This is a genomic window from Bradyrhizobium sp. CCBAU 11361 (assembly GCF_028128935.1).
Taxonomy (GTDB): Bacteria; Pseudomonadota; Alphaproteobacteria; order Rhizobiales; family Xanthobacteraceae; genus Bradyrhizobium; species Bradyrhizobium niftali.
Map to the genome: position 1 here is coordinate 257,249 of NZ_LBJZ01000001.1, position 23,913 is coordinate 281,161.

At 65.4% G+C, this 23,913-nt stretch carries 27 protein-coding genes; 10 read left to right on the forward strand and 17 right to left on the reverse strand.

Annotated elements, in window-relative coordinates:
• The 5 genes from XI08_RS01110 to XI08_RS01130 form a co-directional block, all read right to left on the reverse strand.
• Positions 1 to 1,254: a Zn-dependent hydrolase gene (locus XI08_RS01110; protein ID WP_271572984.1), complete on the reverse strand. Its 1,254-nt coding sequence runs from the start codon at positions 1,252 to 1,254 to the stop codon at positions 1 to 3.
• Positions 1,255 to 1,258: 4 nt separating this feature from the next.
• The gene (locus tag XI08_RS01115; RefSeq protein ID WP_271572985.1) at positions 1,259 to 2,140 is read right to left on the reverse strand and encodes an alpha/beta fold hydrolase; all 882 of its coding nucleotides are present in this window, start codon (positions 2,138 to 2,140) and stop codon (positions 1,259 to 1,261) included.
• Positions 2,141 to 2,151: 11 nt separating this feature from the next.
• Entirely contained in the window at positions 2,152 to 3,297 is a 1,146-nt protein-coding gene (locus XI08_RS01120; RefSeq protein ID WP_271572986.1) for a pyridoxal phosphate-dependent aminotransferase, read from the reverse strand.
• 7 nt (positions 3,298 to 3,304) lie between these two features.
• Positions 3,305 to 4,084 (reverse strand): SDR family oxidoreductase, encoded by a 780-nt coding sequence (locus XI08_RS01125; RefSeq protein WP_271572987.1) that lies wholly within the window; start codon positions 4,082 to 4,084, stop codon positions 3,305 to 3,307.
• A 67-nt stretch (positions 4,085 to 4,151) separates the two neighbouring features.
• Positions 4,152 to 4,790 (reverse strand): GntR family transcriptional regulator, encoded by a 639-nt coding sequence (locus XI08_RS01130; protein WP_271572988.1) that lies wholly within the window; start codon positions 4,788 to 4,790, stop codon positions 4,152 to 4,154.
• 302 nt (positions 4,791 to 5,092) lie between these two features.
• On the opposite strand from XI08_RS01130, the gene XI08_RS01135 reads away from it, so the two are divergent.
• From XI08_RS01135 to XI08_RS01160, 6 genes are read left to right on the forward strand one after another with little or no spacing between them, the layout of a single operon-like run.
• Positions 5,093 to 5,956 carry an ABC transporter ATP-binding protein gene (locus XI08_RS01135; RefSeq protein ID WP_271572989.1) on the forward strand — a complete coding sequence of 288 codons (864 nt, stop codon included), beginning with the start codon at positions 5,093 to 5,095 and terminating at the stop codon, positions 5,954 to 5,956.
• On the forward strand, positions 5,953 to 6,738 hold the full coding sequence (locus XI08_RS01140) for a class II aldolase/adducin family protein (RefSeq protein ID WP_271572990.1): 786 nt from the start codon (positions 5,953 to 5,955) through the stop codon (positions 6,736 to 6,738). The genes XI08_RS01135 and XI08_RS01140 overlap by 4 nt, the downstream gene beginning before the upstream one ends.
• Positions 6,739 to 6,761: 23 nt before the next feature.
• Complete coding sequence (locus XI08_RS01145; protein ID WP_271572991.1) at positions 6,762 to 7,778, forward strand: ABC transporter substrate-binding protein; 1,017 nt, start codon at positions 6,762 to 6,764, stop codon at positions 7,776 to 7,778.
• Entirely contained in the window at positions 7,775 to 8,590 is an 816-nt protein-coding gene (locus XI08_RS01150) for an ABC transporter permease (protein ID WP_271572992.1), read from the forward strand. The genes XI08_RS01145 and XI08_RS01150 overlap by 4 nt, the downstream gene beginning before the upstream one ends.
• Entirely contained in the window at positions 8,587 to 9,345 is a 759-nt protein-coding gene (locus tag XI08_RS01155; protein ID WP_271572062.1) for an ABC transporter permease, read from the forward strand. Before XI08_RS01150 ends, XI08_RS01155 begins: the two co-directional genes overlap by 4 nt.
• Positions 9,346 to 9,349: 4 nt before the next feature.
• A complete protein-coding gene (locus XI08_RS01160; RefSeq protein ID WP_271572993.1) occupies positions 9,350 to 10,654 on the forward strand; it encodes an LLM class flavin-dependent oxidoreductase in 1,305 nt (434 codons plus the stop codon).
• Here XI08_RS01160 and XI08_RS01165 read toward each other — a convergent pair.
• The 12 genes from XI08_RS01165 to XI08_RS01220 all read right to left on the reverse strand — a co-directional run bounded on the left by XI08_RS01165 (position 10,651) and on the right by XI08_RS01220 (position 19,776).
• Positions 10,651 to 11,580 carry a dihydrodipicolinate synthase family protein gene (locus XI08_RS01165; RefSeq protein ID WP_271572994.1) on the reverse strand — a complete coding sequence of 310 codons (930 nt, stop codon included), beginning with the start codon at positions 11,578 to 11,580 and terminating at the stop codon, positions 10,651 to 10,653. The two genes, XI08_RS01160 and XI08_RS01165, sit on opposite strands and share 4 nt — an antisense overlap.
• Positions 11,581 to 11,595: 15 nt before the next feature.
• On the reverse strand, positions 11,596 to 12,396 hold the full coding sequence (locus XI08_RS01170) for an amino acid ABC transporter ATP-binding protein (RefSeq protein ID WP_271572995.1): 801 nt from the start codon (positions 12,394 to 12,396) through the stop codon (positions 11,596 to 11,598).
• Entirely contained in the window at positions 12,393 to 13,124 is a 732-nt protein-coding gene (locus XI08_RS01175; RefSeq protein ID WP_271572996.1) for an amino acid ABC transporter permease, read from the reverse strand. Before XI08_RS01175 ends, XI08_RS01170 begins: the two co-directional genes overlap by 4 nt.
• Positions 13,125 to 13,143: 19 nt before the next feature.
• Positions 13,144 to 13,980: an ABC transporter substrate-binding protein gene (locus XI08_RS01180; protein WP_271572997.1), complete on the reverse strand. Its 837-nt coding sequence runs from the start codon at positions 13,978 to 13,980 to the stop codon at positions 13,144 to 13,146.
• Positions 13,981 to 14,102: 122 nt separating this feature from the next.
• Positions 14,103 to 14,405 carry a DUF4286 family protein gene (locus XI08_RS01185; RefSeq protein WP_271572998.1) on the reverse strand — a complete coding sequence of 101 codons (303 nt, stop codon included), beginning with the start codon at positions 14,403 to 14,405 and terminating at the stop codon, positions 14,103 to 14,105.
• A gap of 11 nt (positions 14,406 to 14,416) precedes the next feature.
• Positions 14,417 to 15,370: a dihydrodipicolinate synthase family protein gene (locus XI08_RS01190; RefSeq protein WP_271572999.1), complete on the reverse strand. Its 954-nt coding sequence runs from the start codon at positions 15,368 to 15,370 to the stop codon at positions 14,417 to 14,419.
• Positions 15,367 to 15,798, reverse strand: a complete 432-nt coding sequence (locus tag XI08_RS01195; RefSeq protein ID WP_271573000.1) for a MaoC/PaaZ C-terminal domain-containing protein — start codon at positions 15,796 to 15,798, stop codon at positions 15,367 to 15,369. The genes XI08_RS01190 and XI08_RS01195 overlap by 4 nt, the downstream gene beginning before the upstream one ends.
• A gap of 3 nt (positions 15,799 to 15,801) precedes the next feature.
• Entirely contained in the window at positions 15,802 to 16,209 is a 408-nt protein-coding gene (locus tag XI08_RS01200; protein WP_271573001.1) for a MaoC/PaaZ C-terminal domain-containing protein, read from the reverse strand.
• An 11-nt stretch (positions 16,210 to 16,220) separates the two neighbouring features.
• Positions 16,221 to 17,384: an acyl-CoA dehydrogenase family protein gene (locus XI08_RS01205; RefSeq protein WP_271573002.1), complete on the reverse strand. Its 1,164-nt coding sequence runs from the start codon at positions 17,382 to 17,384 to the stop codon at positions 16,221 to 16,223.
• Positions 17,381 to 18,571 (reverse strand): CaiB/BaiF CoA transferase family protein, encoded by a 1,191-nt coding sequence (locus XI08_RS01210; protein WP_271573003.1) that lies wholly within the window; start codon positions 18,569 to 18,571, stop codon positions 17,381 to 17,383. Before XI08_RS01210 ends, XI08_RS01205 begins: the two co-directional genes overlap by 4 nt.
• A 14-nt stretch (positions 18,572 to 18,585) precedes the next feature.
• A complete protein-coding gene (gene dapA, locus XI08_RS01215; RefSeq protein ID WP_271573074.1) occupies positions 18,586 to 19,494 on the reverse strand; it encodes a 4-hydroxy-tetrahydrodipicolinate synthase in 909 nt (302 codons plus the stop codon).
• A 39-nt stretch (positions 19,495 to 19,533) separates the two neighbouring features.
• Complete coding sequence (locus XI08_RS01220) at positions 19,534 to 19,776, reverse strand: hypothetical protein (protein WP_167770401.1); 243 nt, start codon at positions 19,774 to 19,776, stop codon at positions 19,534 to 19,536.
• Here XI08_RS01220 and XI08_RS01225 point away from each other — a divergent pair.
• Genes XI08_RS01225 through XI08_RS01240 form a run of 4 tightly spaced genes read left to right on the forward strand, consistent with a single transcriptional unit; the run spans position 19,679 to position 23,907 of the window.
• Positions 19,679 to 20,776: a LacI family DNA-binding transcriptional regulator gene (locus tag XI08_RS01225; RefSeq protein ID WP_027548984.1), complete on the forward strand. Its 1,098-nt coding sequence runs from the start codon at positions 19,679 to 19,681 to the stop codon at positions 20,774 to 20,776. The two genes, XI08_RS01220 and XI08_RS01225, sit on opposite strands and share 98 nt — an antisense overlap.
• Positions 20,777 to 20,779: 3 nt before the next feature.
• Positions 20,780 to 21,148: a tautomerase family protein gene (locus XI08_RS01230; protein ID WP_271573004.1), complete on the forward strand. Its 369-nt coding sequence runs from the start codon at positions 20,780 to 20,782 to the stop codon at positions 21,146 to 21,148.
• Positions 21,149 to 21,164: 16 nt separating this feature from the next.
• Positions 21,165 to 22,307, forward strand: a complete 1,143-nt coding sequence (locus tag XI08_RS01235; protein ID WP_271573005.1) for an acyl-CoA dehydrogenase family protein — start codon at positions 21,165 to 21,167, stop codon at positions 22,305 to 22,307.
• Between the two features lie 16 nt (positions 22,308 to 22,323).
• Positions 22,324 to 23,907 carry an acyl CoA:acetate/3-ketoacid CoA transferase gene (locus XI08_RS01240; RefSeq protein WP_271573006.1) on the forward strand — a complete coding sequence of 528 codons (1,584 nt, stop codon included), beginning with the start codon at positions 22,324 to 22,326 and terminating at the stop codon, positions 23,905 to 23,907.
• Positions 23,908 to 23,913 lie beyond the last annotated feature (6 nt).

Consider the following 23,913-nt stretch of genomic DNA (forward strand, 5'->3'; position numbering starts at 1 on the left):
TCACGCTTCAATGCCAGGTGCAAACGCCAGCTCGCGCAGCACCTGTGCCAGCACGGAGGCGCCGGCGGCAACATGATCGGGCTCGGCCCATTCGTGCTCGACATGGCTTGCGCCATCGCGGCACGGGATGAAGATCATCGCTGCGGGACAGATCTTGGCGAGGTGGCGGGCGTCGTGACCGGCGGCTGAGAGAATGGCCATCGCAGGATGACCCTGGTCGCGCGCCGCTTCTGCGATGCTTGCCCGCAGGCGCCCATCGAAATCGTTCGACGGCGCATCGACGAGCGGTGTCACCGTGACCGTGCAAGGCGCGGCGTTCTCCTGACAAAGAGCCGCGATGCGCGCGCCCGCGGCATCGAGCACAGCATTGTCAGGATGGCGCAGATCGATGCTGAAGCTGACGCGCGAAGGCACCACCGACGGTGCATTCGGCGAGACCGTAACCCGGCCGATGGTGAATTTGATATCAGCATCGATGGCGCCGATCTCCGCATGGAGCGCGGTCGCCATCCGGGCAAAGGCCGCGAGCGCATCCCGCCTCTCCTGCTGCGCCAGCGTGCCGGCGTGTCCTTCGGCGCCCTCGACCACCACCTGAAACGTCTTCTTGCCCTGGATGCGGGTGACGACACCGATGATGCAGGCGGCCGCCTCCAGCAGCGGCCCTTGCTCGATGTGCAATTCGAGATAGGCTCCGGCCGCAAAGCCGAGCGGCCTGTGCGGCAGATAAGGAAAAGCCTTGTGGAAACGATCGAGCGCTTCGCCGACGCTGATGCCGTCTGCATCGCGCGCGGCGCGGATTACGTCCATATCGCGTTCGCCGGTAAAGGCCTCCGAGCCCATCATGCCCGGGGCAAAGCGCGAGCCTTCCTCGTTCATCCAGGCGACCACGATCACATCGCGTGCCGGCGCGTCGCCTTGCTCGGCGAGCGCGACCGTCGCCTCCAGCGCCGCCATGACACCGGCCGCACCGTCGAATTTCCCGCCGGTCGGCTGGCTGTCGAGATGGCTGCCGAGCAGGAGCGGCGGCGCTGCGCGATCGCGCCCGGCCAGCATCAGGAACAGGTTTCCCGCGGCATCCGTCGACGGCGTCAGGCCCGCCTCGCGTGCCCAGCCGATGACGCGGCGCCAGGCGGCAATCTCGCCGTCGCTCAGTGCCTGGCGGTTGACCCCGCCGGCCGGCGTTGCGCCGATCTCGGCGAGCGCCATCAGTCGGGTCCAGAGCCGATCGGCGTTGATCAAGGTGCTCGATCCCATCGACCTACTTCGTGCGCATGATCTGACCCGGCAATGCGCGCGGATCGCGCGGCAGCCAGCGCCCAGCCTCGACCTGAGCGATGAATTCGGCGAGCAGCGCGTTGAACGCCGCCGGCTCTTCCAGATTGAGCGTGTGGCCGGTCTTGGGGAAGACGGAGAGACCGCAGGCCGGAATGGTCTTCTTCAGGAAGATGCCGGGCTGCAGACAATGATCGTCCTCGTCGCCGACGACGACCAGCGTCGGCACCATCATCTTCTTCAAGCCGTCCTCGAGATCGTAGAAAGACGGCCGCCGCGCCTGGACGCCGCGCATGGTGTTGGCAGCGCCGCGATCGGAATGGGTGGCGAGGCGATCGGCGAATTCCTGCCAGCCGCGCGGATCCTTGTTCTGGAACTGCACGCGGCTCGCGCCAAGCGCATAGATCTTCGAGAATTCCCTGGCGCCCTGTTTCTCGAAATTGTCGGCGACTTCAAGCGAGACGCCGCGAAAATACTCCTCGAACTCCTTCTCGCAGCCATAGCCTGCGCCAGCCACGGTAAGCGACAAGGCGCGTTCCGGCGTGCGCAGGCCGAAATGCACCGTGCAGAAGCCGCCCATCGACAGGCCGACGATGTGCGCCTTCTCGATTCGGAGCGCATCGAGCACGGCGACCGCATCGTCAGCGGCGATCGCCTGCGAAAAGGCCTCCACGCTGTCAGGCACATCCGACGGTGGATAGCCGCGCGCGGCGTAGGTGATGCAGCGGTGGCGCCGGCTGAAATAACGCAGCTGCGGCTCCCAGCTTTCGTGATTGCCGCCGAATTCGTGGATGAAGAGGATCGGCGTGCCCTCACCCGCCTCCTCCACATGGAGCTTCACACCGTCTTTGGTGGAGATCATCGTCATCGGCATCATCCCTAGAATTGCGGCGGCAGGTCGTTGAGCGTGCGCGCCTGCGCAACCATGTCCGGCAGCAGCGTGCAGAGCTTCTCGACCCACGCCTGCGGCACGGAGGTGCTGATCTTGACGAAACGGTCGCCGAAGCGCTGCGTGTGATACGTGCCCTGGCGGATCATGATGCCCTGCCGGCGATAGCACTCGACCAGCGCCTCGGGACGGATGCCCGCCGCGATGGTCTCCAGCACCAGAAAGTTTCCGTGCGAAGGCATGATCGGCAGCGCCAATCCTTCAATCGCCGCAGCCGCCTCCTGGATCATCGCCTTGTTGGCCCGGTCGGTGCTGCGGACCTTCTTCATCCATTCGGCCTTGACGGAGAGCCCCGCCTGCGCCGCGCGCTGGGCGATGACGCTCGCGCCGAGCACGCTCGTGGACGTCAGCACCAGTTCCTCGAACAGATCGGGAGCAGCGACCAGAGCACCGATGCGGAGGCCGGCAAGGCCGAGCCATTTCGAAAAGCTGGTCGAAACGACCGAGCCTTGCGGCGCCACGTGAAGCGCCGGCGTGTGGCCATCGGCGAAATCGCGGTAGGTGCAGTCGTGCACCAGCAGCGCGCCGCAATCGCGCGCAATCGCCGCAAAACTCTCGATCTCCTCGCGCGTGTAGCGGATGCCGAGCGGATTGTTGGGATCGACGAGATAGATGATCGCGGTGCGCTCATCGACATTCGCCTTCAGCGCCTCGGGCGTCAGGCGGTAGTTGCAGGCCGGATCGTAGATCGGAATCTCGATCACCTCGGCGCCCTGCTGGCGCGCGAACAGGCACGGCCATTTCCAGGTCGGATCGGTCGTCACCAGCGTTGTGCCGGGCTTGCAGCGCGCGCGACAGATCATCGCCAGCGCGTTGACGCCGCCCTCGGTCACCAGCGCCTCTGCGCCTGGTGTGCCGAGGTCGGCGACGATCGCAGCGCGTAGCGCCTCGAAGCCGAGCGGCGGGGCATAGGCGTTGAACTCGCCAGCCTCGATCGAGCGCAGCATCGCCTCGCGCACGGCGGGGTGGCTCTCGACATGGTTGGTGTTCTGGCCGAGCCAGTAGAGTCCCGGCGTCGCCGAGAGCTCGTCGAAATAGCGGTTGCGGACCAGTGCCGCGGATTGAGGCTTCGACATCGACGCCTCAGATCACCGAGCCGCGAGCTGCGATGCCGCCGTCGATCGTCACCACGGTGCCGGTGATGTAGCCGGACCTCGGCGAGGACAGGAAGGCGACGAGATCGGCGACCTCTTCGGATGTCGCCGGCCGCTTGCCGGGATATTTGTCGAACAGCTCTTCCCAGCGGCTTTCGTCGCCGAGCATGTCGATCGCCTTGCGCTTCATGATCTTGAGCATGCGGTCGGTGGCAACCGGCCCCGGATTGACCGCGACGACGCGCACGCCGTGATCGAGGCTGCGGCCGCCGAGCGCCTTGGTGAAGGACATCAGCGCGGCGTTGCCGGTCGAGCCCGCGATGTAGCTCGCGTCCCAGTTCTCACCGGAATTGCCGATGATGTTGATGATGACGCCGTCCTTGCCCTTCATGCGCGGATAATAGAGACGCGACAGCGTGATGTAGCCGAACACCTTGAGATCGAAGCCGCGCCGCCATGCCGCGTCGTCGAGGATTTCCAGCGAACCGGCCGGGATGTCGCCGGCATTGTTGATGAGGATGTCGATGTCGCCGACCTCGGCCGCGAGCTTCTCCATCACAGCTGTGCTCGACAGGTCGAGCGCGTGGATGGTGATCTTCACGCCAAAGCGGGCTTCGAGATCGCGCTTGGCCTGGAGCATGGCCTCGCCGTTGCGGGCGGCGAGATGCAAATGACAGCCCTCCGCGGCGAAGAGTTCGGCCACCGCAAGTCCAATTCCTTTCGACGCGCCGGTGATCAGGGCGGTCTTGTTCGTCAGCTTAAGGTCCACTCCGGGTCTCCAGGATGCAAGCCAGATATACAAGGTCTAGCAATTTGCATACCAAGCGACCCCAGGGTCATTCGAAGGCGGCCAGGAAGTCCAAAAGGTTGTCGCCGAGCAGGTTGACATGGTCCCGCATAGCGCTGTGCGCCCGCTCCGGATCATGGGCCAGGATCGCCTGCATGATCGCCTCATGCTCGCGGAAGGTGTCGGCGATCCGGTTCGGCATGCGCGTCACCCGGCGGCGATACGCCGCCACCTGGTTGCGAAGCTTGCGGGTCTGCTCGGCCAGGAAGGCGTTGCGCGAGGCTTCGTAGATCGCCTCGTGAAATTCCTGGTTGATGTCGTAGAAAACGTCGATGTCGCCGGTTTCACCCGCCGCCACAAGCCGCTGGTGAATCTCGCCAATTTCAGTCCCCCAGGCCTGGGAAACGCGCCTGGCGGCGAGCCGCGCGCAGAGCCCCTCCAGCTCCGCCATGACCTGGAACATCTCGATCAGCGCCTGCGCCTTGATGCTGCGGACTGTCGCGCCCTGCCGGCCGCGCAGCTCGACCAGGTTGTTGGCGGCCATCAGGCGGAACGCCTCCCGCACCGGCGTGCGCGAGACGCCGAAGCGCTGGGCGATCTCCTGCTCGTCGAGCCGGCTGCCCGGCTCGAGATGCCCCGCCGCGATTGCCCCTTCGAGCTTCTGGCGCAGGCTCTCGGCGAGCGTCATGCCGGGGCCCGCGCTGAGGGTTTCGTGCCCATTTTTCACGCGCTCGCCTCCGGCATGTGCACCAATATCCGCCATCATGTTTCTCCGATATCGATATACGTATACAAAATGGCACCAAACTTCCAGTGAACGGACCGATTTTCTCGCGGATACGCGCGCAGCTCCCGGATATCCACCTTCGAACTCGCAAATCTTATGCCTGATTTGACGCGAAATCGCACTGGCACACGAGTTGCTAAGAGATTTCGACGCGGCCCGCTTTCGTATGCGAATGGCCGCCGCCATTATACAAGGACATCCCGGTGCAGGCTGCCCGCCTCCCCAATCCCGGACCGGCCACCGAAGCCCCGCAGGCGCAACCGAAGCCTGAGCCGCTGCTCGAATTGCGTGCGATCAACAAGACCTTCGGTCCGGTCGCTGCTCTCTCGGGACTCCAGGCGAGCGTTGCCCCCGGCGAGTTCGTCACCGTCGTCGGCCCGAGCGGCTGCGGCAAGAGCACCCTCTTCAACATCGTCGCGGGCCTCGAGGAGCCTGATACCGGCGGCATCCTGCGCTTCGAGGGCAAGAGCTGCCATGCCGCCGACCTGCTCGGCCGCGTCTCCTTCATGCCGCAACGCGACCTGCTGTTTCCCTGGCGCAACGTCGTCGACAACGCCATCCTCGCGCTCGAGGTCGAGGGCATGCCGCGCGAGCAGGCGCGCGCCAAGGCGCTGAAGATGCTGCCCGAGTTCGGGCTCGCCGGCTTCGAGAAGCAATATCCCAATCAATTGTCCGGCGGCATGCGCCAGCGCGTCGCCCTGATGCGGACCTTCCTTTTCGAACGCGATCTGATGCTGCTGGATGAGCCGTTCGGCGCGCTCGATGCGCTGACGCGGGCGATGATGCAGCGCTGGCTGCTCGACGTCTGGCAGAAATACCGCCGCACCATTCTCTTCATCACCCATGACGTCGACGAGGCGATCTTCCTCGGCGACCGCGTGCTCGTCATGACGGCGCGTCCCGGCTCGGTGAAGCTCGAACAGGTCGTCGACCTTCCCCGTCCGCGCCGGCCCGAGATCGTCACCTCCCCCGAATTCGTGCGCCTCAAGCGCACGCTGCTCGATGCCATCGAGGAGGAAAGCATGAAGTCATTCCAATCCTCCATCGCGCAGGAGAAGACGCCGTGAACGCGATGTCAGCGCCGCAAGCCGCGCCGCGCGGGATCGAGCCAGCCGAGTGGGATGCGCGGGTCAAGCTCGCGGCCTGCTATCGCATGGTCGCCAAGCTCGGGATGGACGACCTCATCTACAACCACATCTCCTTGCGCGTGCCCGGCCACGAGGATCAGTTCCTGATCAATCCCTACGGCCTGCTGTTTGACGAGATCACGGCGTCGAGCCTGGTGAAGATCGACACTGGGGGTAACAAGCTCGACGACACGCCGCAGGCCGTCAACGTTGCGGCCTTCGTCATCCATGCCGCGATCCACACCTCGAACCACGACGCGGCCTGCGTGCTGCACACCCATTCCGACGCGAGCGTCGCGGTCTCAGGGCAAGAGAAAGGCCTGTTGCCGCTCAGCCAGTTCGCGATGCGCTTCTACGACCGCCAGGCCTTCCACGACTACGAAGGCGTCGCCATCGACCTCGACGAGCAGGTTCGCCTGGTGCGCGACCTCGGTCCACACAAGGTCATGCTGATGCGCAACCACGGCATCCTCACCGTCGGCCGCACGCCCGGCGAGGCTTTCATGCTGCTGTATTATTTCGAACGCGCCGCGCGGATCCAGCTCCAGATGCAGGCTGCGGCTGCTGCCGGCGCCAAGCTGGTCATGCCGTCGCACGAGGTCTGCGAGAAAGCCGCGCGCCAGTTCTGGGAATTGCAGGGCGACATCCTCGTGCCCGGCGAACGCGAATGGCCGGCGCTGATGCGCCAGCTCGACCGCACCGATCCGTCTTATCGCAATTGATTTTCACCGCCTGGAGTATGACCATGTTGAGCCGACGCCACGCTTTCTCCGTCCTCTCCGCCATCGCAGTGGCGACCGGCTCGCTTGTCACGGCCGCGCCAGCCGCCGAATTGCAGAAGGCCAGCCTGCGCCTGAAATGGCTGCCGCAGGCACAGTTCGCCGGATTCTACGTTGCGGCCGCCAAGGGCTACTACAAGGCCGAGGGCATCGACCTCACCATCAATCCCGGCGGGCCCAACCTGCTCACCGAAAACCTGGTCGCGACCGGCGCCGACACGTTCGGCCTGTCCGGCGGCACCGACAGCGTGTTCGCCGCGCGCGACAAGGGACTGCCGATCGTCTGCATCGGCGTGTCGCACCAGATCACGCCCTTCATCTTCGTCACCCGCAAGGACGGCCCGGTGAAGACGATCCAGGATTTTAAAGGAAAGACGGTCACCACCTGGTTCACCGGCGCCAACCATGTGCTGAACGGCATGCTGGCCAAGGAAGGCATCAAGCCGGACGAACTGAAGATCCAGCCGCAGCAGGTTTCGGTGACGCCCTTCGTGGACGGCAGCGTCGATGTGGTCACGGCGACCTATTACAACGAGTTCTACACCATCCAGGCGCGCATGCCGAAGGACAGTTTGAAGACCTTCGTCGCCGAGGATTACGGCATCACCTTCCCGCGCGACACGCTGATCGTGGCCGAGGCGACCGCCAAGGAAAAGCCGGAGCTGGTCAAGGCATTCCTGCGTGCTTCGCTGAACGGCTGGAAGGACGCTTTCTCCGATCCCAAGGGCGCCGTCGACACCGTGATGGCCACAGCCCCGACGCTCGACCGCGCGCAGCAGGAATTCATGCTCACCGAGGTGAAGCGCCTGATGACCGCAGGCACGGCGGCGAAGAACGGCATGTTCTGGATCGATCCCGACGCCGTCAAGACCGCCCACGATTTCTTCCTGAAGTACGGCGTCATCTCCAAGCCGGTGGATCTTGCCGCCGCGTATGATGCAAGCTTCATCCAGGGCGTTCCGCAGGCGGATCGGCTGCCGTGACCAGCCCTGCGGCGACTTCGCTTGGTGACGCCGGCGCGGCGGCGCGGTCGATGGCAATGCCGGCTTCACTGCGCAAGCTGATCCGGCTCCTGCTCGGCCTCGCCATCGCGGCGGTGATCTGGGAAGGCGCGGTGCAGCTGTTCGGCATCCGGCCTTATTACCTGCCGCGCCTCAGCACCATCCTGCTGGCGATGGCGGCCACACCCCGCGCCTATGTCGACGGCTTCCTGCGCACGCTCGCCGAAACCCTGATCGGCTTTGCGTCCGGCGGCGCCTTCGGCGTGCTCATGGGCGTCATGTTCTTCCGCGTCCGCGCGCTGCGCGAGATGGTGTTTCCGATCTTCGTGGTGTCGCAGACCATTCCGGTCATCGCCTTCGGGGCGCTCGTGGTGCTGTGGTTCGGCAATACGCTGCTCGCCAAGGCGATCATTGCGTTCTATCTGACCTTCTTTCCGGTGACGGTGAACACGCTGCTGGGCCTCGAAACCGTCGATCCCAAGCAGGTCGCCTTGATGCGCAGCTTCGGCGCCTCCAACCGCCAGCTCCTGCTCCGCTTGCAGCTTCCAACCGCATTGCCGCAGATCTTCGTCGCGCTGCGGCTGGCCGCATCGCTCAGCCTGGTCGGGGCCATCGTCGGCGAATGGTTCGGCGACACCACCGGGCTCGGCGTGCTGCTGCTCCAGGCCATGTTCACCGAGAACGTCGTCGCGATCTGGGCCGCCCTGCTCGCCGCCGCGCTACTCGGCACCGGCTTCTATGCGGTCGTCGCCGCGGTCGAGCGACGGCTGGTGTTCTGGAACGCCGAGCAATGAGCCGCGCGCTTGCCTCACCTTCGCTCGCCGTCCAGCGCGGCATCCTGGGCGCCGTCCTCCTGGTCGCGTGCTGGGAAGGCGCGGCGCGCGGACTGCATCTGCCGGCCTATGTTCTGCCCGCCGTCAGCGATATCCTCGCAGGCCTCTGGTCCAAGCGCGCGACACTTATTGACGCTGCCGGCTACACCCTGCTCGAAGCGCTGGTCGGCTACGGCCTCGGCTGCCTGATCGGTATCGGCCTCGCCGTCGCAATCGCATTGGTTCCGGCGCTTCGCAGTGCAATCCTGCCGCTCGCGACCGCGATCAATTCAGTGCCCGTGGTCGGCTATTCGCCGCTGATTCTGCTCTGGTTCGGCATCGGCGTCAGCTCGAAGATCGTGATGGTGGCGATGGCGGTGAGCTTCACCATCCTGCTCTCGATGCTGGCCGGGCTCGACCGTGTCGACCGCCGCGCCGTCGATCTCATGAAGAGTTTTGGCGCAAGCCGCTTCGGTGTGCTGTGGCGCCTGCGCCTGCCGACTGCCCTGCCGCTGCTGCTCGCCGGCATGCGCGTCTCGACCGTGCGCAGCGTGATCGTGGCCATCGTCACCGAGATGCTCGGCGCGCATGGCGGGCTCGGCTGGGTAATCTACCAGGCCGTGCTCCAGATCGACTTCGTCCAGGTCTGGGCAGCGATCTTCGTCGCATCCGCGGCGAGCCTCGCCTTCTTCGGCCTGATCGGTTTCCTCGAACGCAAGATCCTGTTCTGGACATGACGCCATGAAACGACAGATGCATCTCGGACTGTTCATCCTGGGAACCGGCAGCCACGTCGCCGGCTGGCGCTATCCCGGCGCGGTCGACAGCTTCCAGGACTTTGCGGCGATCCAGGAGATCGGCCGCACCGCCGAGCGCGGCAAGTTCGACCTGATCTTCATGGGCGACAATCTCTATGCCGATGCCGCCGCCCATCCCTCCTACACGCTGCGGCTCGAGCCGCTGACGATGCTCGCCGCGCTCGCGACGTCGACCAGCCACATCGGCCTCGGCGCGACTGTCTCGACCACCTACAGCGATCCGTTCTCGGTCGCGCGCGTGTTCGCCTCGCTCGACCACATCTCCGGGGGACGCGCGGCGTGGAATGCGGTGACGACGGCCAATCCGGCCACGGCCGCGAATTTCGGCACCACCCATCCCGACCACGCGCGGCGCTACGAGATGGCCGGCGAATTCCTCGATGTCGTCAAAGGCCTGTGGGACGGCTGGGCTGACGATGCCATCGTCGCCGACCGCGCGAGCGGTCTCTACATCGACCCGGCAAAGCTCCGCCCGATCGACCATGACGGCGTGTTCTTCAAGGTGAAGGGCCCGCTCAACATCGGCCGCAGCCCGCAAGGGCGCCCCGTCGTGCTGCAGGCCGGCGGCTCCGAGGCCGGCCAGGCTCTCGCCGCACGCACCGCCGACATCGTATTCTCGGTGGTGCAGGACATCGAGGAGGCCAAGGCCGGTTACAGGTCGTTGAAGACGCGACTGCCGGCGTTCGGCCGCAAGGCCGACGACGTCACGGTGCTGCCGGGCGTGATGCCCGTCGTCGGCCGCACCGACAAGGAGGCGTTCGAGAAGCTCAACGTGCTCCAGAGCTTTGTCAGCGGCAGCAATGCGCTCGCGATCCTGTCCGACCGCTTCGGCCGGGACATGTCGGCCTACGATCTCGATGGACCGATCCCTGACATCGCTCCGTCCGACAGCTATCACAGTTTCGCCAGCGTCATGCTCGCCAAGGGCCGCCGCGAGAACATGACGCTGCGCGATCTCTACAATCTCACCGCCGCCGCCCGCGGCCATTGGGTGCTGTGCGGCTCGGCCGAGCGCATCGCCGACACGCTCCAGCTCTGGTTCGAGGAGCAGGCCGCCGACGGCTTCAATGTCATGCCGCCCTATTTCCACGAAGGGTTCGCGGATTTCGTCGAGCTCGTCGTGCCGCTTCTGCAGGAGCGTGGGCTGTTCCGTGCGGACTATGAGGGGACGACGTTGCGGGATCACCTCGGCCTTGCGCGGCCGGCCAATCCGTTCTTCCAGGCTTAGAGCGCGCCGGCGATCCGCAGCGCCTGCTCGAGCGCCTGCAACTCGCCTCGCGTCGCCGGCGGCTGCGGCGGCCGTACCGCGTCGCACGCCAGACGTCCGAGCAGCTTCAGGCAGGCCTTGAGCCGCACCGTCGCGCGTCCTCCCGGCGCATCGCGGTAGATCGCGACCGCAAGCGGATACAGCTTCTCGTGCGCGGCCCGCGCCCGCTCCCAATCGCCCACCTCGGCAGCTTTCCAGAGGCTGACCACGAGTTCGGGCACGACGCAGGCAAGGCTGACCTGGCTGCCGGCCGAGCCGACGAGGTAGCTTGTCAGCAGATGTTCGTCACCGGAGCCGAGCACAACGAACTCCAGACGCAGCTTCTGAATCAACCTCAGATTCTGCTCGTAAGTCGCGACCTCCCAGCTGCCTTCCTTGATTGCGACGAAGCGGCGATCGGCGATGAGCTGCTCCAGCAGCGGCGGCGCATAGGCCATGGCTCCCGCACCAACTGGTGCAGCGTAGAGCATCAAGGGTGCGGTTGTCGCTTCGCGGATATGGCGGTGATGCGCGATGACGCAGTCATCGGCGTGACCGAGCGCCCAGCTGTTGGGAGGGAACACCAGAAGCCCGTCCGCGCCCGCCCGCTCCAGCGCAGCCGCCTCGCGCGCGGCCTCCAGGCTCGATTCGTGATTGACGCCAGAGACGATCAGGCAGTCTTTCGGTGCGTACTCGCGCGCCAGCTCCACCACGCGCTGTTTTTCGGCGAGCGACAGCACAAAATTCTCACCGGCGTGGCCGTTGACCAACAGCCCATTGATGCCCGGCGTGGACGCGACCGCGGCGAGATGCGCCGCCAGCTGCGCCTCATCTATCCCATAATCGGGTGTCATCGGCACGATCGTGGCGGCATGGATGCCGCGCAGGCGATCGCCGAATGTCCGCATCCCGCTCGACATCGGCTAGTGAATGATCTGGTCGAGGAACGTCCGCGCCCGCTCGGACTTCGGATGCTGGAAGAACTCCTCCGGCGCAGCCTGCTCGACAACCTTGCCCTCGTTCATGAACACGATGCGGTCGGCGACCTCGCGGGCGAAGCCCATCTCGTGGGTCACGCACAGCATGGTCATGCCCTCCTCCGCGAGCTTCTTCATCGTTTCCAGCACCTCCTTGACCATCTCGGGGTCGAGTGCGGAGGTCGGCTCGTCGAACAGCATGATCTTCGGCCGCATGCACAGCGCGCGTGCGATGGCGACGCGCTGTTGCTGGCCGCCCGACAGCTGGCCGGGAAATTTCTCGGCCTGGTCCGGAATCCGGACCTTTGTCAGGAAATGCATGGCGAGGTCCTTTGCCTCCGCCTCCCTCATGCTGTTCACCGTCATCGGTGCCAAGACGCAGTTCTCCAGCACCGTCATGTGCGGGAACAAGTTGAAGCTCTGGAACACCATGCCGGTGTCGCGCCTGACCGCATCGATGTTCTTGCGCTGATGATCGAGCTCGATGCCGTTGACGTAGATCAGGCCCTCGTCGTGCTTCTCGATGTGGTTGATGCAGCGGATGAGCGTCGACTTGCCCGAGCCGGAGGGACCGCAGACCACGATCTTCTCGCCCTTGGCGACTTTGAGATCGACCTGGTTCAACGCGGTGAAGTCGCCATAGTGCTTGTAGACGGCCTCCATGCGAACCGCAGGCACATCGCGCAATTGCGGTTGCGCCGTTGCGCCTTCGACACCACTGGCCGTATTCATCGACATCTCGCTCATGCCCGGGCCTCCACGCTTGCCTGCGCAACCGGCGCCGTCGCCGCGATCCGCCTCGACTTCGCGGCACTCGACCGGCCAAAATGCTTCTCCAGCCGGCGTTGAATCGCATCCCAGACCGAGGTGAGGATCAGGTAATAGGCCGTGGCCGCCGCGTAGACTTCGAGGATCTGGAAATGCTCCTGCATCAGCATGTCGCTGCGGCGCATGAGCTCCTCGACCGAGATCACCGAGGCGAGCGACGTCGCCTTCAGAAGCGAGTTGATGGAGTTGCCGAGCGGCGGGATCATCAGCCGGAACGCCTGCGGAAGGGTCACACGGCGGAACGTCACCCAGGGCGACAGGCTGAGCGCCCAGGCGGCTTCGCGCTGCCCCGCCGAAACCGCCATGAAGCCGCTGCGCACGATCTCGGCGAGGTAGGCCGCCTCGTTGAGGATCAAGCCGACCAGCGCGCAGGTGATCACGGAGAACTTGATCCCGAGCTGCGGCAAGCCGCTGTAGATCACCACGAGCTGGATCAAGAGCGGCGTGCCACGGAAGAACCAGATGTAGAAGCGCGAGAAGCCTGACAGCACCGGGTTGGACGACATGCGCATCAACGCGATGACCATGCCGAGGATCAATCCGCCGATGACCGCCGCCACCGTCAAGCCGATGGTGACGAGCACCCCCTTCATCAGGAAGTAGTTGAAGAAGTAGTTGACGGCGGCCGTCGGACTGAAATGGCTCATCGGCTCGTCTCCGTAGGTATCAGGCCGGACCCGGGCCGGCGATCGCAAGCGGCTGATCGGCCGGCATGCTGGTCAGTCCGAACTTGTCGAACAGCGCCTGGTAGCTGCCGTCGGCGCGCATCGCGTTCAGCGCCTTGACGACGGCGTCGACCACCGTCTTGTTGCGGAAGCCGAGCGTGGTGCGTGCTGTACCGAGCCCGCTCAGCACTTCCTTGACGCGGCCGCGGCTTGTGAGATCGCGCGCCACGCTATCGACGAGCAGCGCGTTGTCCACTTGCCCTGCGAGCAGTGCGCTGACGACGTTGGTGGCGGTGGGAAACGTTCGCATCTCGACGGCTGCGCCGCCCTTCGCCACGCTCGCATCGCTGAGCTTCTTGAGCCAGTTCATCTGGTAGGTGCTGACCTCGACGGCAGATGTTTTTCCGATCAGATCATTCTCGGTAGCAATTTTTGTGCCGCTGTCGGGCGCAACAACGACCGAAATCGCCTGGATGGCGTACGGCACCATGAACATCAGCTTCGAACGTTCCTCGGTCCAGAACATGCCGGTGTCGATGCCGTCGATGCGGCCCGCGGCCATGGCCGGTATCATCGCCGGAAAATCCATCCGGACGAGTTCGACCGGAAGACACAACCGCTTGCCGAGCTCGGCGGCGAGTTCCACGTTGAGGCCCTGCAACTGGCCGTCCTTGTCGACGAATTGCTGCGGCGGGTTGGTCGGATTGATCGAGAGCTGCAACTTGCCGGGCGCAATCAGATTGTCGTCGGTAATCCCAGGCGTACAGGCCGCATGCGCGGCCGTGGATGCGAGAGCGAGTGCGACAGCCGCACTCAGGCGAAGCAGTGTCGAGAGCATGTGATACCTCCAGTAAGACGCCAATGACCGATGCAGTCCCTCGTCCGGGTTTCCCCCTCAATGTTTCTTGGATGTGGCCGGCCGGATCTCACGACACGACAGGCAGCATCGTCTTCGCTCCCTCAAGCCGGTCCCGACATCGGCTTGAGCTGGATTCGCATGAAGTTCTTCACCAGGGATTCGAACGGACCGAATCCCTTCACCTTCAGGAACTCCGGCGTCTCGAACGCCCATCGTCCCGCGACTTCGTAAATGGCCGCGTATTTCGGTCCCTCGCCGATCGAGACGAAGCGCCTTGCGGACAGCCAGCCGGGACAGGCGAGCAGATCGGGAAAATGCCTCTGCTCGTACCAGGCGTTGAACGCGGCCTCGTGCTCGGGATCGATATCGACCCGCACGATGTGGATGAAGGCCTCGTTGGGCATCCGTGCCTCCGTCACGCCAGGCGGATGTTGCCGGCCGCGCGCGCCGCGCCGACGGTCGTTGTGATGACGTCGCACAGCGCAGGAACGACCGGCAGCAACGGCGGTCGCGGATCCGCATTGCGGATCAGGCCGAGCGCCTTGAGCCCGACCTTCATGCGCGTGTGCATGTCCATAATCGGCGCCGGCCCGTAGATCGCCCGCGCGATCGGATAGAGCCGCTCGTTGACCGCGCGCATCGCAGCGAGATCATCAGCGAGCGCCGCCTGCCAGAGCGCGACGAACAGATCCGGCGCGAGGCTGACGAGACCCGAGAGAATGCCGTCGCCGCCGATGGCAAGCTGCGGCAGGAACCAGTTGAAATTCGACGGCAGGATCGCGACGGTGGGATCGGCCTGTTTCACGGCCCGGCGGTTCTCGTCATAGGCGAAGATGGTGTCGCTGCCCTCCTTGATGGCGATGACACCGTCGAGCGCTGCGATCTTCGCCAGCGTCTCCGGCGAGTAGCCAAATCCGGACGCCAGTGGATATTGGAAGATCGACACTGGAATGCCGATGGCGGAACTAACCGACTGTACGAAGGCCACCGGTGCACGCGAGGTCGCCGATGCACCGCCACCAAGCGGTGCCGGCGGGAACAACACGGCGCAATCGGCGCCGGCAGCTTCCGCGAGCTGCGCCTGATGGATTGCCTCCGCGGTGGAATGCGCGATGATGCCTGAAAGCAGCGGCTTGCCGCCGATTTGCCTGCGCGTCCGCTCGATCACCGCCTGTCGCTCGTCGTCCGAGAGCGACCCGCCCTCGCCGGCATGTCCGTTGACGAACACGGCCGCGATGCCGTCCGGGCATGCGCAATAGTCGAGCACGCGGGCGTAGCCGTCCCAGTCGATCGCGCTGTCGTCCTTGAAGGGCAGCACGGTCGCGACCGTGACGCCGCGCAAATCGGGTTTCTTCATCGGCTTGCTCATGACGGTTTCCGCCGCGGGAATTTCAGGCTCGCGCGCGCCTTCAGCACCTCGAGGCCGCTCTCGTTGCGGGCGCTTGCCTCCCAGATGATCGTGCGGGTCTCGTCGTGCTGCTCGGCGATCCAGACGTCGAAGGTGAGCGTGTCGCCGTAGAACACCGGGCCGGTGAACCAGAACCGGTCCTCGACAGAGACGCCGATCGTGCCAACCAGTTCGCTGGTGAGGATGCTGGTGCAGAGCCCCGCGACCATGATCCCCGGCGCGAGCCGGCGGCCGAAGCGCGTTGCGCCCGCATAGACCTCGTCGACATGGACGGGGCCGAAATCACCGGTCGCGGCAATATAGAGCGCGCCATCCGCCTCTGTGATGGTCTTGCTGAGGCTGACCCTGTCGTTCACCTTCAGATCGTCGAAGGATTTCGGCTCGTACATGGCTCAGCCCTTCGCGAACGGAACCAGCGTCGCGGTACCGTCCACCACGGTCGCCCCCGAGGGCGACAGCGTGCAGGTGACACGGCAGACCGCGTCATCACCGGCAACCGAGACGATCTCGGCCTTGGCCTCGACGGACTCGCCGACAATCACGGGCGCAGCGAAATTCAGCGCGATGCTGCCGATCCGCCGCGTCGGTCCGCCGAGCTGGCTGAGGCAGGTCGTGGCAAGGCCGCCGACCGCGAGCTCGAAGGCGACCATGTTGGAGGCGCCGGCCTTTTTGGCGCGAACGGCATCAACATAGAGACCGCCGAGATTGCCGCTGATGCCGGTGAACATCGCCTGCTCCGCCACCGTCATGGTCTTGCGGAAGGCGAAGACGGCGCCGGGCCTGAGAGGTGCGTGAGACATCGGTCGTTTCCCTAGAGCTGCAAGCCGTTCTTGATGGTGCTGCGCGCGACCAGCATGCGGTGGATTTCGGAGGTGCCGTCATAGATGCGGGTGACCCGCGCGTCGCGATACATGCGCTCCAGCGGCAGGTCCTTGCTGAAGCCCATGCCGCCGAACACCTGGATGGCGCGGTCGACGACGCGGCCCTGCATCTCGGACGCCGCGACCTTGATCATCGAGACCTTGTCGCGCGCATCCCGGCCCTGATCGATGTCCCAGGCGGCGTTCATCACCATCATCTTGACGCCGAAGATCTCGGTGGCGGAATCGGCGATCAGTTTCTGCACCATCTGGAAGTCACCGATGAGCTGGCCGAACTGACGCCGCTCGCCGGCATGCTTGCGCATCATCTCCAGCGCCCGCTGCGCCATGCCGACGGCACGCGCCCCGATATGGGCGAGCCGGATCTGGAGCACGCTCTGCATGATCAGCTTGAAGCCGCCGCCGACCTCGCCGAGCACGGCCGCTTTCGGAATCCGGCAGTCCTCGAAGCTCAGCTCGGCATGGCCATAGCCGCGGTGGCCCATCATCGGCTGCGTGCGCGCGACCTTGAAGCCAGCTGTACCGCGATCGACCAAAAACAGCGTGATGCCGCCCCGGGCGCGCTTCTCCTTGTCGGTCAGCGCCATCAGGATCACGTAATCGGCGATGTCGCCGTCGCTGATGAAATGCTTGGTCCCGTTGAGCACCCACTGGTCGCCATCGAGATGAGCGGTGGTGCTGATCGATGCCGCGTCGGAGCCGGCGCCCGGTTCGGTGATCGCCATGGCGCAGATCTTGTCGCCCTTCACCGTCGGCAGCAGATAGTGTTCGACCTGATCGCCCTTGCAGGCCATCAGCATCGGATAGACCTGGCCAAACACACGGCGGATCAATGCATCGGAGGTCTTGCCGAACTCTTCCTCGACGAGACAATGCTCGACGCAGGACAGCCCGCCGCCACCGACATCGGCCGGCATGTTCATCGCATACAGGCCGAGCTTCTGGGCCTTGGCCTTGGTGACTGCCAGCACACCGGCCGGCACCTTGGCCGTCCGCTCCACCTCGTCCTCGAGCGGCTGCACCTCCGTCTCCACGAAGCGGCGGACGGTATCGACCAGCAGGCGGGTATCCTCGGGGACTGAAAAGTCGATCATCGCGCCACTCCCACCGCCTTGCCGGCGATCATCGCGTCAATGTCGGCAGCGCCGTAGCCGATCTCGCCGAGCACCTCGCGCGTCTGCGCACCCAACCGCTGCGGAACCAGCCGCACCTCCGGTGTCCGGCCGTCATAGCGCGCGGGATGCGCGACCATCCGGATTTGCGCGCCCCCTGCACTCTCGGCGCTCTTGAACACGCCGAGATGTCTGAGCTGGGGATCGGCCTCGAGGTCGCGATAGTCCTGCACCGGCGCGTGCCAGATCCGCGCCGCTTCAAGCGAGGGCAGCCAATCGGCAGTCGACTTCTGTTTCAGGCGCGCCGCGACGATCCGCGTGATCTCCTCGCGCTTCGAGAAACTGTCAGCCTCGCCGAACCGCTTCAACTCTTCGCAGTCGAGCCCTGCCGCGAGCGCCTTGGGCGCCGCCATGGAGATCGCGAGATGGCCGTCGGCCGTCGCGTGAATGCCGTAAGGCCCGGGACTGAACCAGGCGGCGATTCCGGCCGGACCGCGCGGCGTCGGCGACGGCGCGCCATTGAGCCAGGCGGTCAGCGGCTCGACCTGGAGATCGAGGGCGGCCTGATAGAGGTTCACCTCGACGAGCTGCCCCTTCCCCGTCTTGGTCCGGGCAAACAACGCGGCGAGAATGCTCATGGCATAGAGCGAGGCCGCATGCTGATCGACGATCACCGCGCCGACAGCGGTCGGCTCGCCATCGGCGCGCCCGGTTCGCATCGCAAGGCCCGACAAGGCCTGAAGCAGCAGATCCTGGCCGGGACGATCCTTGTAGGGCCCTTCCGATCCGAAGCCGGTTGCCACCGCATAGATGAGGCCTGGATTGATCGCTTTCAGCGTCTCGTAGCCGAGGCCGAGCTTGGCCATCGTTCCCGGCCGGAAGTTCTCCATCACGACATCGGAGGTCGTCACCAGCTTCTTCACGGCCGCGATGCCGTCGGGATGCTTGAGATCGACCGCGATACTGCGCTTGTTGCGCCCGGTCGCCAGATGATTGACGCTGTCGCCCGCGACGAAATGATTGGCCACCGCCCAGTTGCGCTGAAACGCGCCTTCGATCGGCTCGACCGCAATGACGTCGGCGCCGAGATCGGCGAGCGTCTGTGCGGCCAGCGGGCCTGCGAGATAATGGTTGAAGCTGAGGATCTTGACGCCGTCGAGCAGGTTCATCCGGTCACACCCGTTTAAGCAGCCGCAATGGACGCGCCGCGCCACGCGAGATCGAACGTCTTGACCAATGCACGCGCAGCTGCGTCCTGCGCGGCCGGCAATGGCAGGCGCGGCGGGCGCGGGTCGCCGACCGCAAGCCCCATATGGCCGAGCAGCGCCTTGCTGCCGGCGACATAGGCCTGGCCGCCGACGAATTCGATCACCGGCAGATATTTCAGATAGAGCTCGCGCGCCTCCTTGATGGCGCCCTCGTCTGCGACGAGGCTGAAGATGCGCGCCATCTCGGACGGCACGACATTGGAGGCGACGGCGACCCAGCCTTGCGCGCCCTCGACGAAGGATTCGAAGCCGAGGATGCCGCCGAACACGGTCATTTTGTCGCCACAGAGCCGGATGATGTCGCGCACCCGCGTCACCTCCAGCGTCGACTCCTTGATATAGAGACAATTGTCGATCTCAGCGATGCGCGCCACCAGCTGTGGCTTGAGATCGACATTGGCGGTCGCCGGGTTGTTGTAGACCATGATCGGCAGCGCGATCGCGTCGGCCACCGTCTTATAGTGATGGACGAGCTCGTCGTCGGTCGGCGTCGAGTAGAATGGCGGAATGATCATGACGCCGTCGGCGCCCAGCTTTTCGGCACGGCGGCTGAGACGAACCACCTCGCGGGTATCCTCCGCACCGGTGCCGATCAGCACGGGCACGCGCCCCGCGGCCTGGCCGATGACGACCTCCGCCACCAGCGCCTTCTCGTCATCGTCGAGGGACAGGAATTCGCCGGTCGAGCCGAGCGGGATCAACCCATGAATGCCTTCCGCGATCTGCCAGTCGACAAAGGCGCGCAACGCCGCGACATCGACGTCGCCGCCTTGCGTGAACGGGGTGATCATGACGGTGTAGGTGCCGCGAAACGTCTTCATCAGGGAGCTGCCGGGTGATCAAGTTGATTTAGAGGACAACGATCAACTGCGGAATATCCGCAGTATTTTTGCAATCGATTGCGTAACTGGCTCTGCATTGAGCAACACCATCCATTTTTTGGGCTTGATCCATGTGGAAATAGCCCATAGCGTTCTTGCAATCGATTGCAGTCTATCGGCAGGTTTGATGACCGTCACGCTCAAAGATGTGGCACAGGCGGCCCGCGTTTCGGTCAGTACCGCCTCGCGCGCACTGACTGGAACCGGCTTGACCAGCGAGCGCACGCAGCAGCGCCTGACGCGTATCGCGCGCGAGCTCGGCTATCGGCCGAACCCCATCGCGCGCGGACTGAAGACCGGACAATCGCGGCTCGTCGCGCTGCTCGTGCACAATCTCACCAACGCCTCGTTCCAGGTGATGGCCGAAGTGGTGCAGGCGCGCCTGAAGGCGTTGAGTTATCAGATGCTTCTGTGCATCGGCGGCGACGATCCGCAGCAGGAGAGCGACACCCTCACCACGCTGGTCGACCATCGCATCGACGGGCTGATCGTCGTCCCCACCGGCAAGAACGGCCCGCAGCTCAAGGCTTTGGCGAAGGATGTTCCGATCGTCTGCCTGGTGCGGCGCGATGACGCAACCGATCTCGAGACCGTGCTCGCGGACGATCCGCAGGGCGCCTATCTCGGCACGCGCCACCTGATCGAGCTCGGCCACAAGCGCATCGGGTTGATCGTCGGCCGCCAGGACACGACGTCCGGCCGCGAGCGGCTGTCCGGCTATGTCCGCGCGCTGCGCGAAGCCGGCATCACCAGGGACGACACATTGATTCATGCCGGCCATTTCGTTCCCGAGACCGGTGCGACGGGCTGCCGCGAGCTGCTGGACCTCCCGCGCCCGCCGAGCGCGATCTTCGTCGCCAACCACGAGGCAACGCTCGGCGTGCTGCGCGTGACGGCGGAGCGGAACATCGCGATCCCCGACGATCTCTCGCTGCTCTGCTACGAGGACATGCCGTGGTTCGAATGGCATCGGCCCGCCATCAGCATCGTCGACAACGGCGCGCGCGATCTCGCCAATCTCGCCGTCGACCGCTTGCTGCATCGCATGGAGGCGAAGGGCAACGGCAACGACGGCGTTCGCGAATATCGCGTCGGCGCCCGGCTGATCAAGCGCGACTCCTGCCGCCAGCTCGACGCCCCGGTCTCGGCCAGGTCCACGAAGCCCAAATCCCCGTCCAAATCGTCTGCGGCCAAATCGTCTGCGTCCAAGCCCGCGAAGGTCTGATCGATGCCCTATGTCGAAGTGCTAGCCCCGCAAGCCCCAATCCAGCGCAAGGCTGCGCTGGCGAGGTCCGTGACCGACGGCCTGATGTCGGCGTTCGGCGTGACCGCGGATACGGTCACGCTCTATTTCCTGACCATTGCGCCCGACGACTACGCCCATGCCGGCACGACGGGAGCTGGGGACGCCGGACAGCGCATCCTGCTCAAGGTGCACGCGTTTCGCCGCAGCGAGGCCGAGCGCCGCGCCGCCGCCATCGCGCTGACCCGCAGCGTATGCAGCGCCTATGGCGTGCCCGGCGACGACGTCGCGGTCTATTTCCTCGATCGCGACCGCAGCGAGGTCTCGCACGATTCCAAGCTCGCCAGCGACTGACGGGAGCCCGCACACCATGGACCGCTTCTACTCCCAAGACCAGAAAGCCCTGCGCGACACAGCGCGCCGCTTCGCGGAGGCAGAGATCCTCCCGCGCGCGGCCACGATCGACCGCGAGGACCGTTTCGACCGCACGCTCTACAAGGGCATGGCCGATCTCGGCCTGTTCGGCATCTGCCTGCGTGAGGGCGCTGGAGGCGCAGGGCTCGATGCGGTCGCGGCCTGCATCGCGATGGAGGAGCTGGCGCGATGCTCCGGCGCAGTCGCCAATGCCTTCGCGATCCCTGTCGAGGCGGCGCTGTTCTTCGACCATCACGGCACCGATGCGCACAAGGCGCTGATCCCCAAAATTCTCAGCGGCGACATCATTCCCGCGACCGCCGTCTCGGAGCCCGACCACGGCTCCGACGTCGCCGGCATCCGCACCAATGCGGTGCGCGACGGCAACGGCTGGCGGCTCAATGGCACCAAGGCCTGGGTCACGCTCGGCGGCGTCGCCGATCGCATCATGGTGTTCGCGCGCACCGGCGCGGATGCGGGCCATCGCGCCATCTCCTGCCTGCTGGTCGACGGCGCCCTGCCCGGCATCGCCCGCGGCAAGAACGAAGAGCTTCTCGGCATGCACGGCCTCGAAGACTGCCAGATCACCTTCTCCGACGTGCAGCTGCCGGCGGACAGCGTGATGGGGACGGAGAACCAGGCCTTCAAGATGGCCATGAGCAATTTCAACTTCAGCCGGCTGATGATGGCCTCGATGGCGCTCGGCATGGCGCAGGCCGCCTTCGAGGACGCCACCGCCTATGCCCGCGACCGCAAGCAGTTCGGCCAGGCCATCATCGGCTTCCAGGCGGTTCAGTTCATGCTCGCGGACATGTCGACCGACATCGCCGCCGCGCGGCTTCTAATCCATCACGCCGCGCGCCTGCACGATGCCGGCGAGCCGATCGCCAAGGAGGCGGCGCAGGCAAAACTGTTCACGACCGACATGGCGATGAAGCACGTCTCCAACGCGCTCCAGATCCACGGCGGCAACGGCTATTCGCGCGAGTATCGCATCGAGCGGCTGTTCCGCGACGTGCGCCTCGCCCAGATCTACGAGGGCACCAACCAGATCCAGCGGCTGATCATCGCCCGCCAGGTCGAGAAGGAGGCCGCGTGATGCGGGGCGTGCGGTCATGCTGAGCATCATCACCGCGGCAGAGGCCGCAGGCCTCATCCGCGATGCCGACACGCTGATCGTCGGGGGCAATGGCGGCACTGGCGCAGCCGAAGCCATCCTCGACGCGCTGGAGCAACGCTTCATCAGTGGCCAGGGCCCGCACAATCTGACGCTGATCAACATCACCGGCGTCGGCGCCGTGACCGAGAAGGGCCTCTGCCATCTCGCCCATGAAGGCCTGATCGCGCGCGTGATCGGCGGCAATTTCGGCTTGCAAGTGCCGTTCATGCGCCTCGTCCGCGACGAGCTGATCGACGCCTATAACTTTCCACAAGGGGTGATGAGCCAGCTCTGCCGCGCCATGGCGGCAAAACATCCCGGCGTGCTCACCCATGTCGGTCTCAACACCTACATGGATCCGCGCCAGGACGGCGGCCGCATGAACAAGCGCACCACCGCGCCGCTGGTCGACTTGCTCGAACTGCACGGCCAGTCCTGGCTGCTGTACCGCGTCCCCGCTCCGCCCGATGTCGCCATCATCCGCGGCACCTCCGCCGACGAAGACGGCTATATCAGCATGGAGCACGAGGGCACGACGCGCGAGGACCTGTCGATCGCGCAGGCCGTGCACAATGCCGGCGGCACCGTGATCTGCCAGGTCAAGCGGATCGTGAAGCGCGGCGCGATCCATCCGCAGATGGTGAAGATTCCGGGCTTCCTGATCGACCACGTCGTGCTCGAGCCCGATCAGATGCAGACCTACGGCACGGCCTACGATCCGGCGCGCTGCGGCGAAACGCGTGTGCCGGTGGCGATGATCACACCCGATCCGCCGACCGAGCGTCGGGTGATCGCCCGCCGCGCCGCCTTCGAGCTTCGCCCGCGCGACGTCGTCAATCTCGGCGTCGGCATCTCCGCGATGATCCCCAATGTCGCTGCCGAGGAAGGCATTTCGGACCTGATCACGCTGACGGTGGAATCCGGCGTGGTCGGCGGCGTGCCGGGCCATGCGCGCGAATTCGGCACTGCCATCAATCCGCGCGTCATCCTCGACCAGGCCTATCAGTTCGACTTCTACGACGGCGGTGGCCTCTCCTGCGCCTTCCTCTCCTTCGCGGAGGTCGACGAGGCCGGCAACGTCAACGTCACCCGCTTCGGCGAGCGCCGTGACGGCTCCGGCGGCTTCATCGACATCACGCAGAACGCCAAGCGATTGATCTTCAGCGGCACCATGACCGGTGGCAAGTTCGACATCGGCGTCGAGAACGGGCGCCTCGCGATCCGGCGCGACGGCGCCTTCCGCAAATTCGTGCCGCAGGTTGGCCAGATCAGCTTCAGTGCCTCGCTCGCCGCGCAGCGTGGCCAGCACGTCAGCTACGTCACCGAGCGTGCCGTGTTCGAGCTCGAGAATGGCAGCGTGACCCTGACCGAGATCGCGCCGGGCGCGCGCCTGGAGGAGGACATCCTCGCCCATATGGGCTTTCGGCCGCGCATCAGCCCGCAACTGAAGGACATGGATCCGCGCATCTTCCGCTCCGGGCCCATGGGCATCGCGCAGAGCTTCAAGGCCCTGCCGGCGCGGCCGCGCAAGGTCGCCTGAGGGATC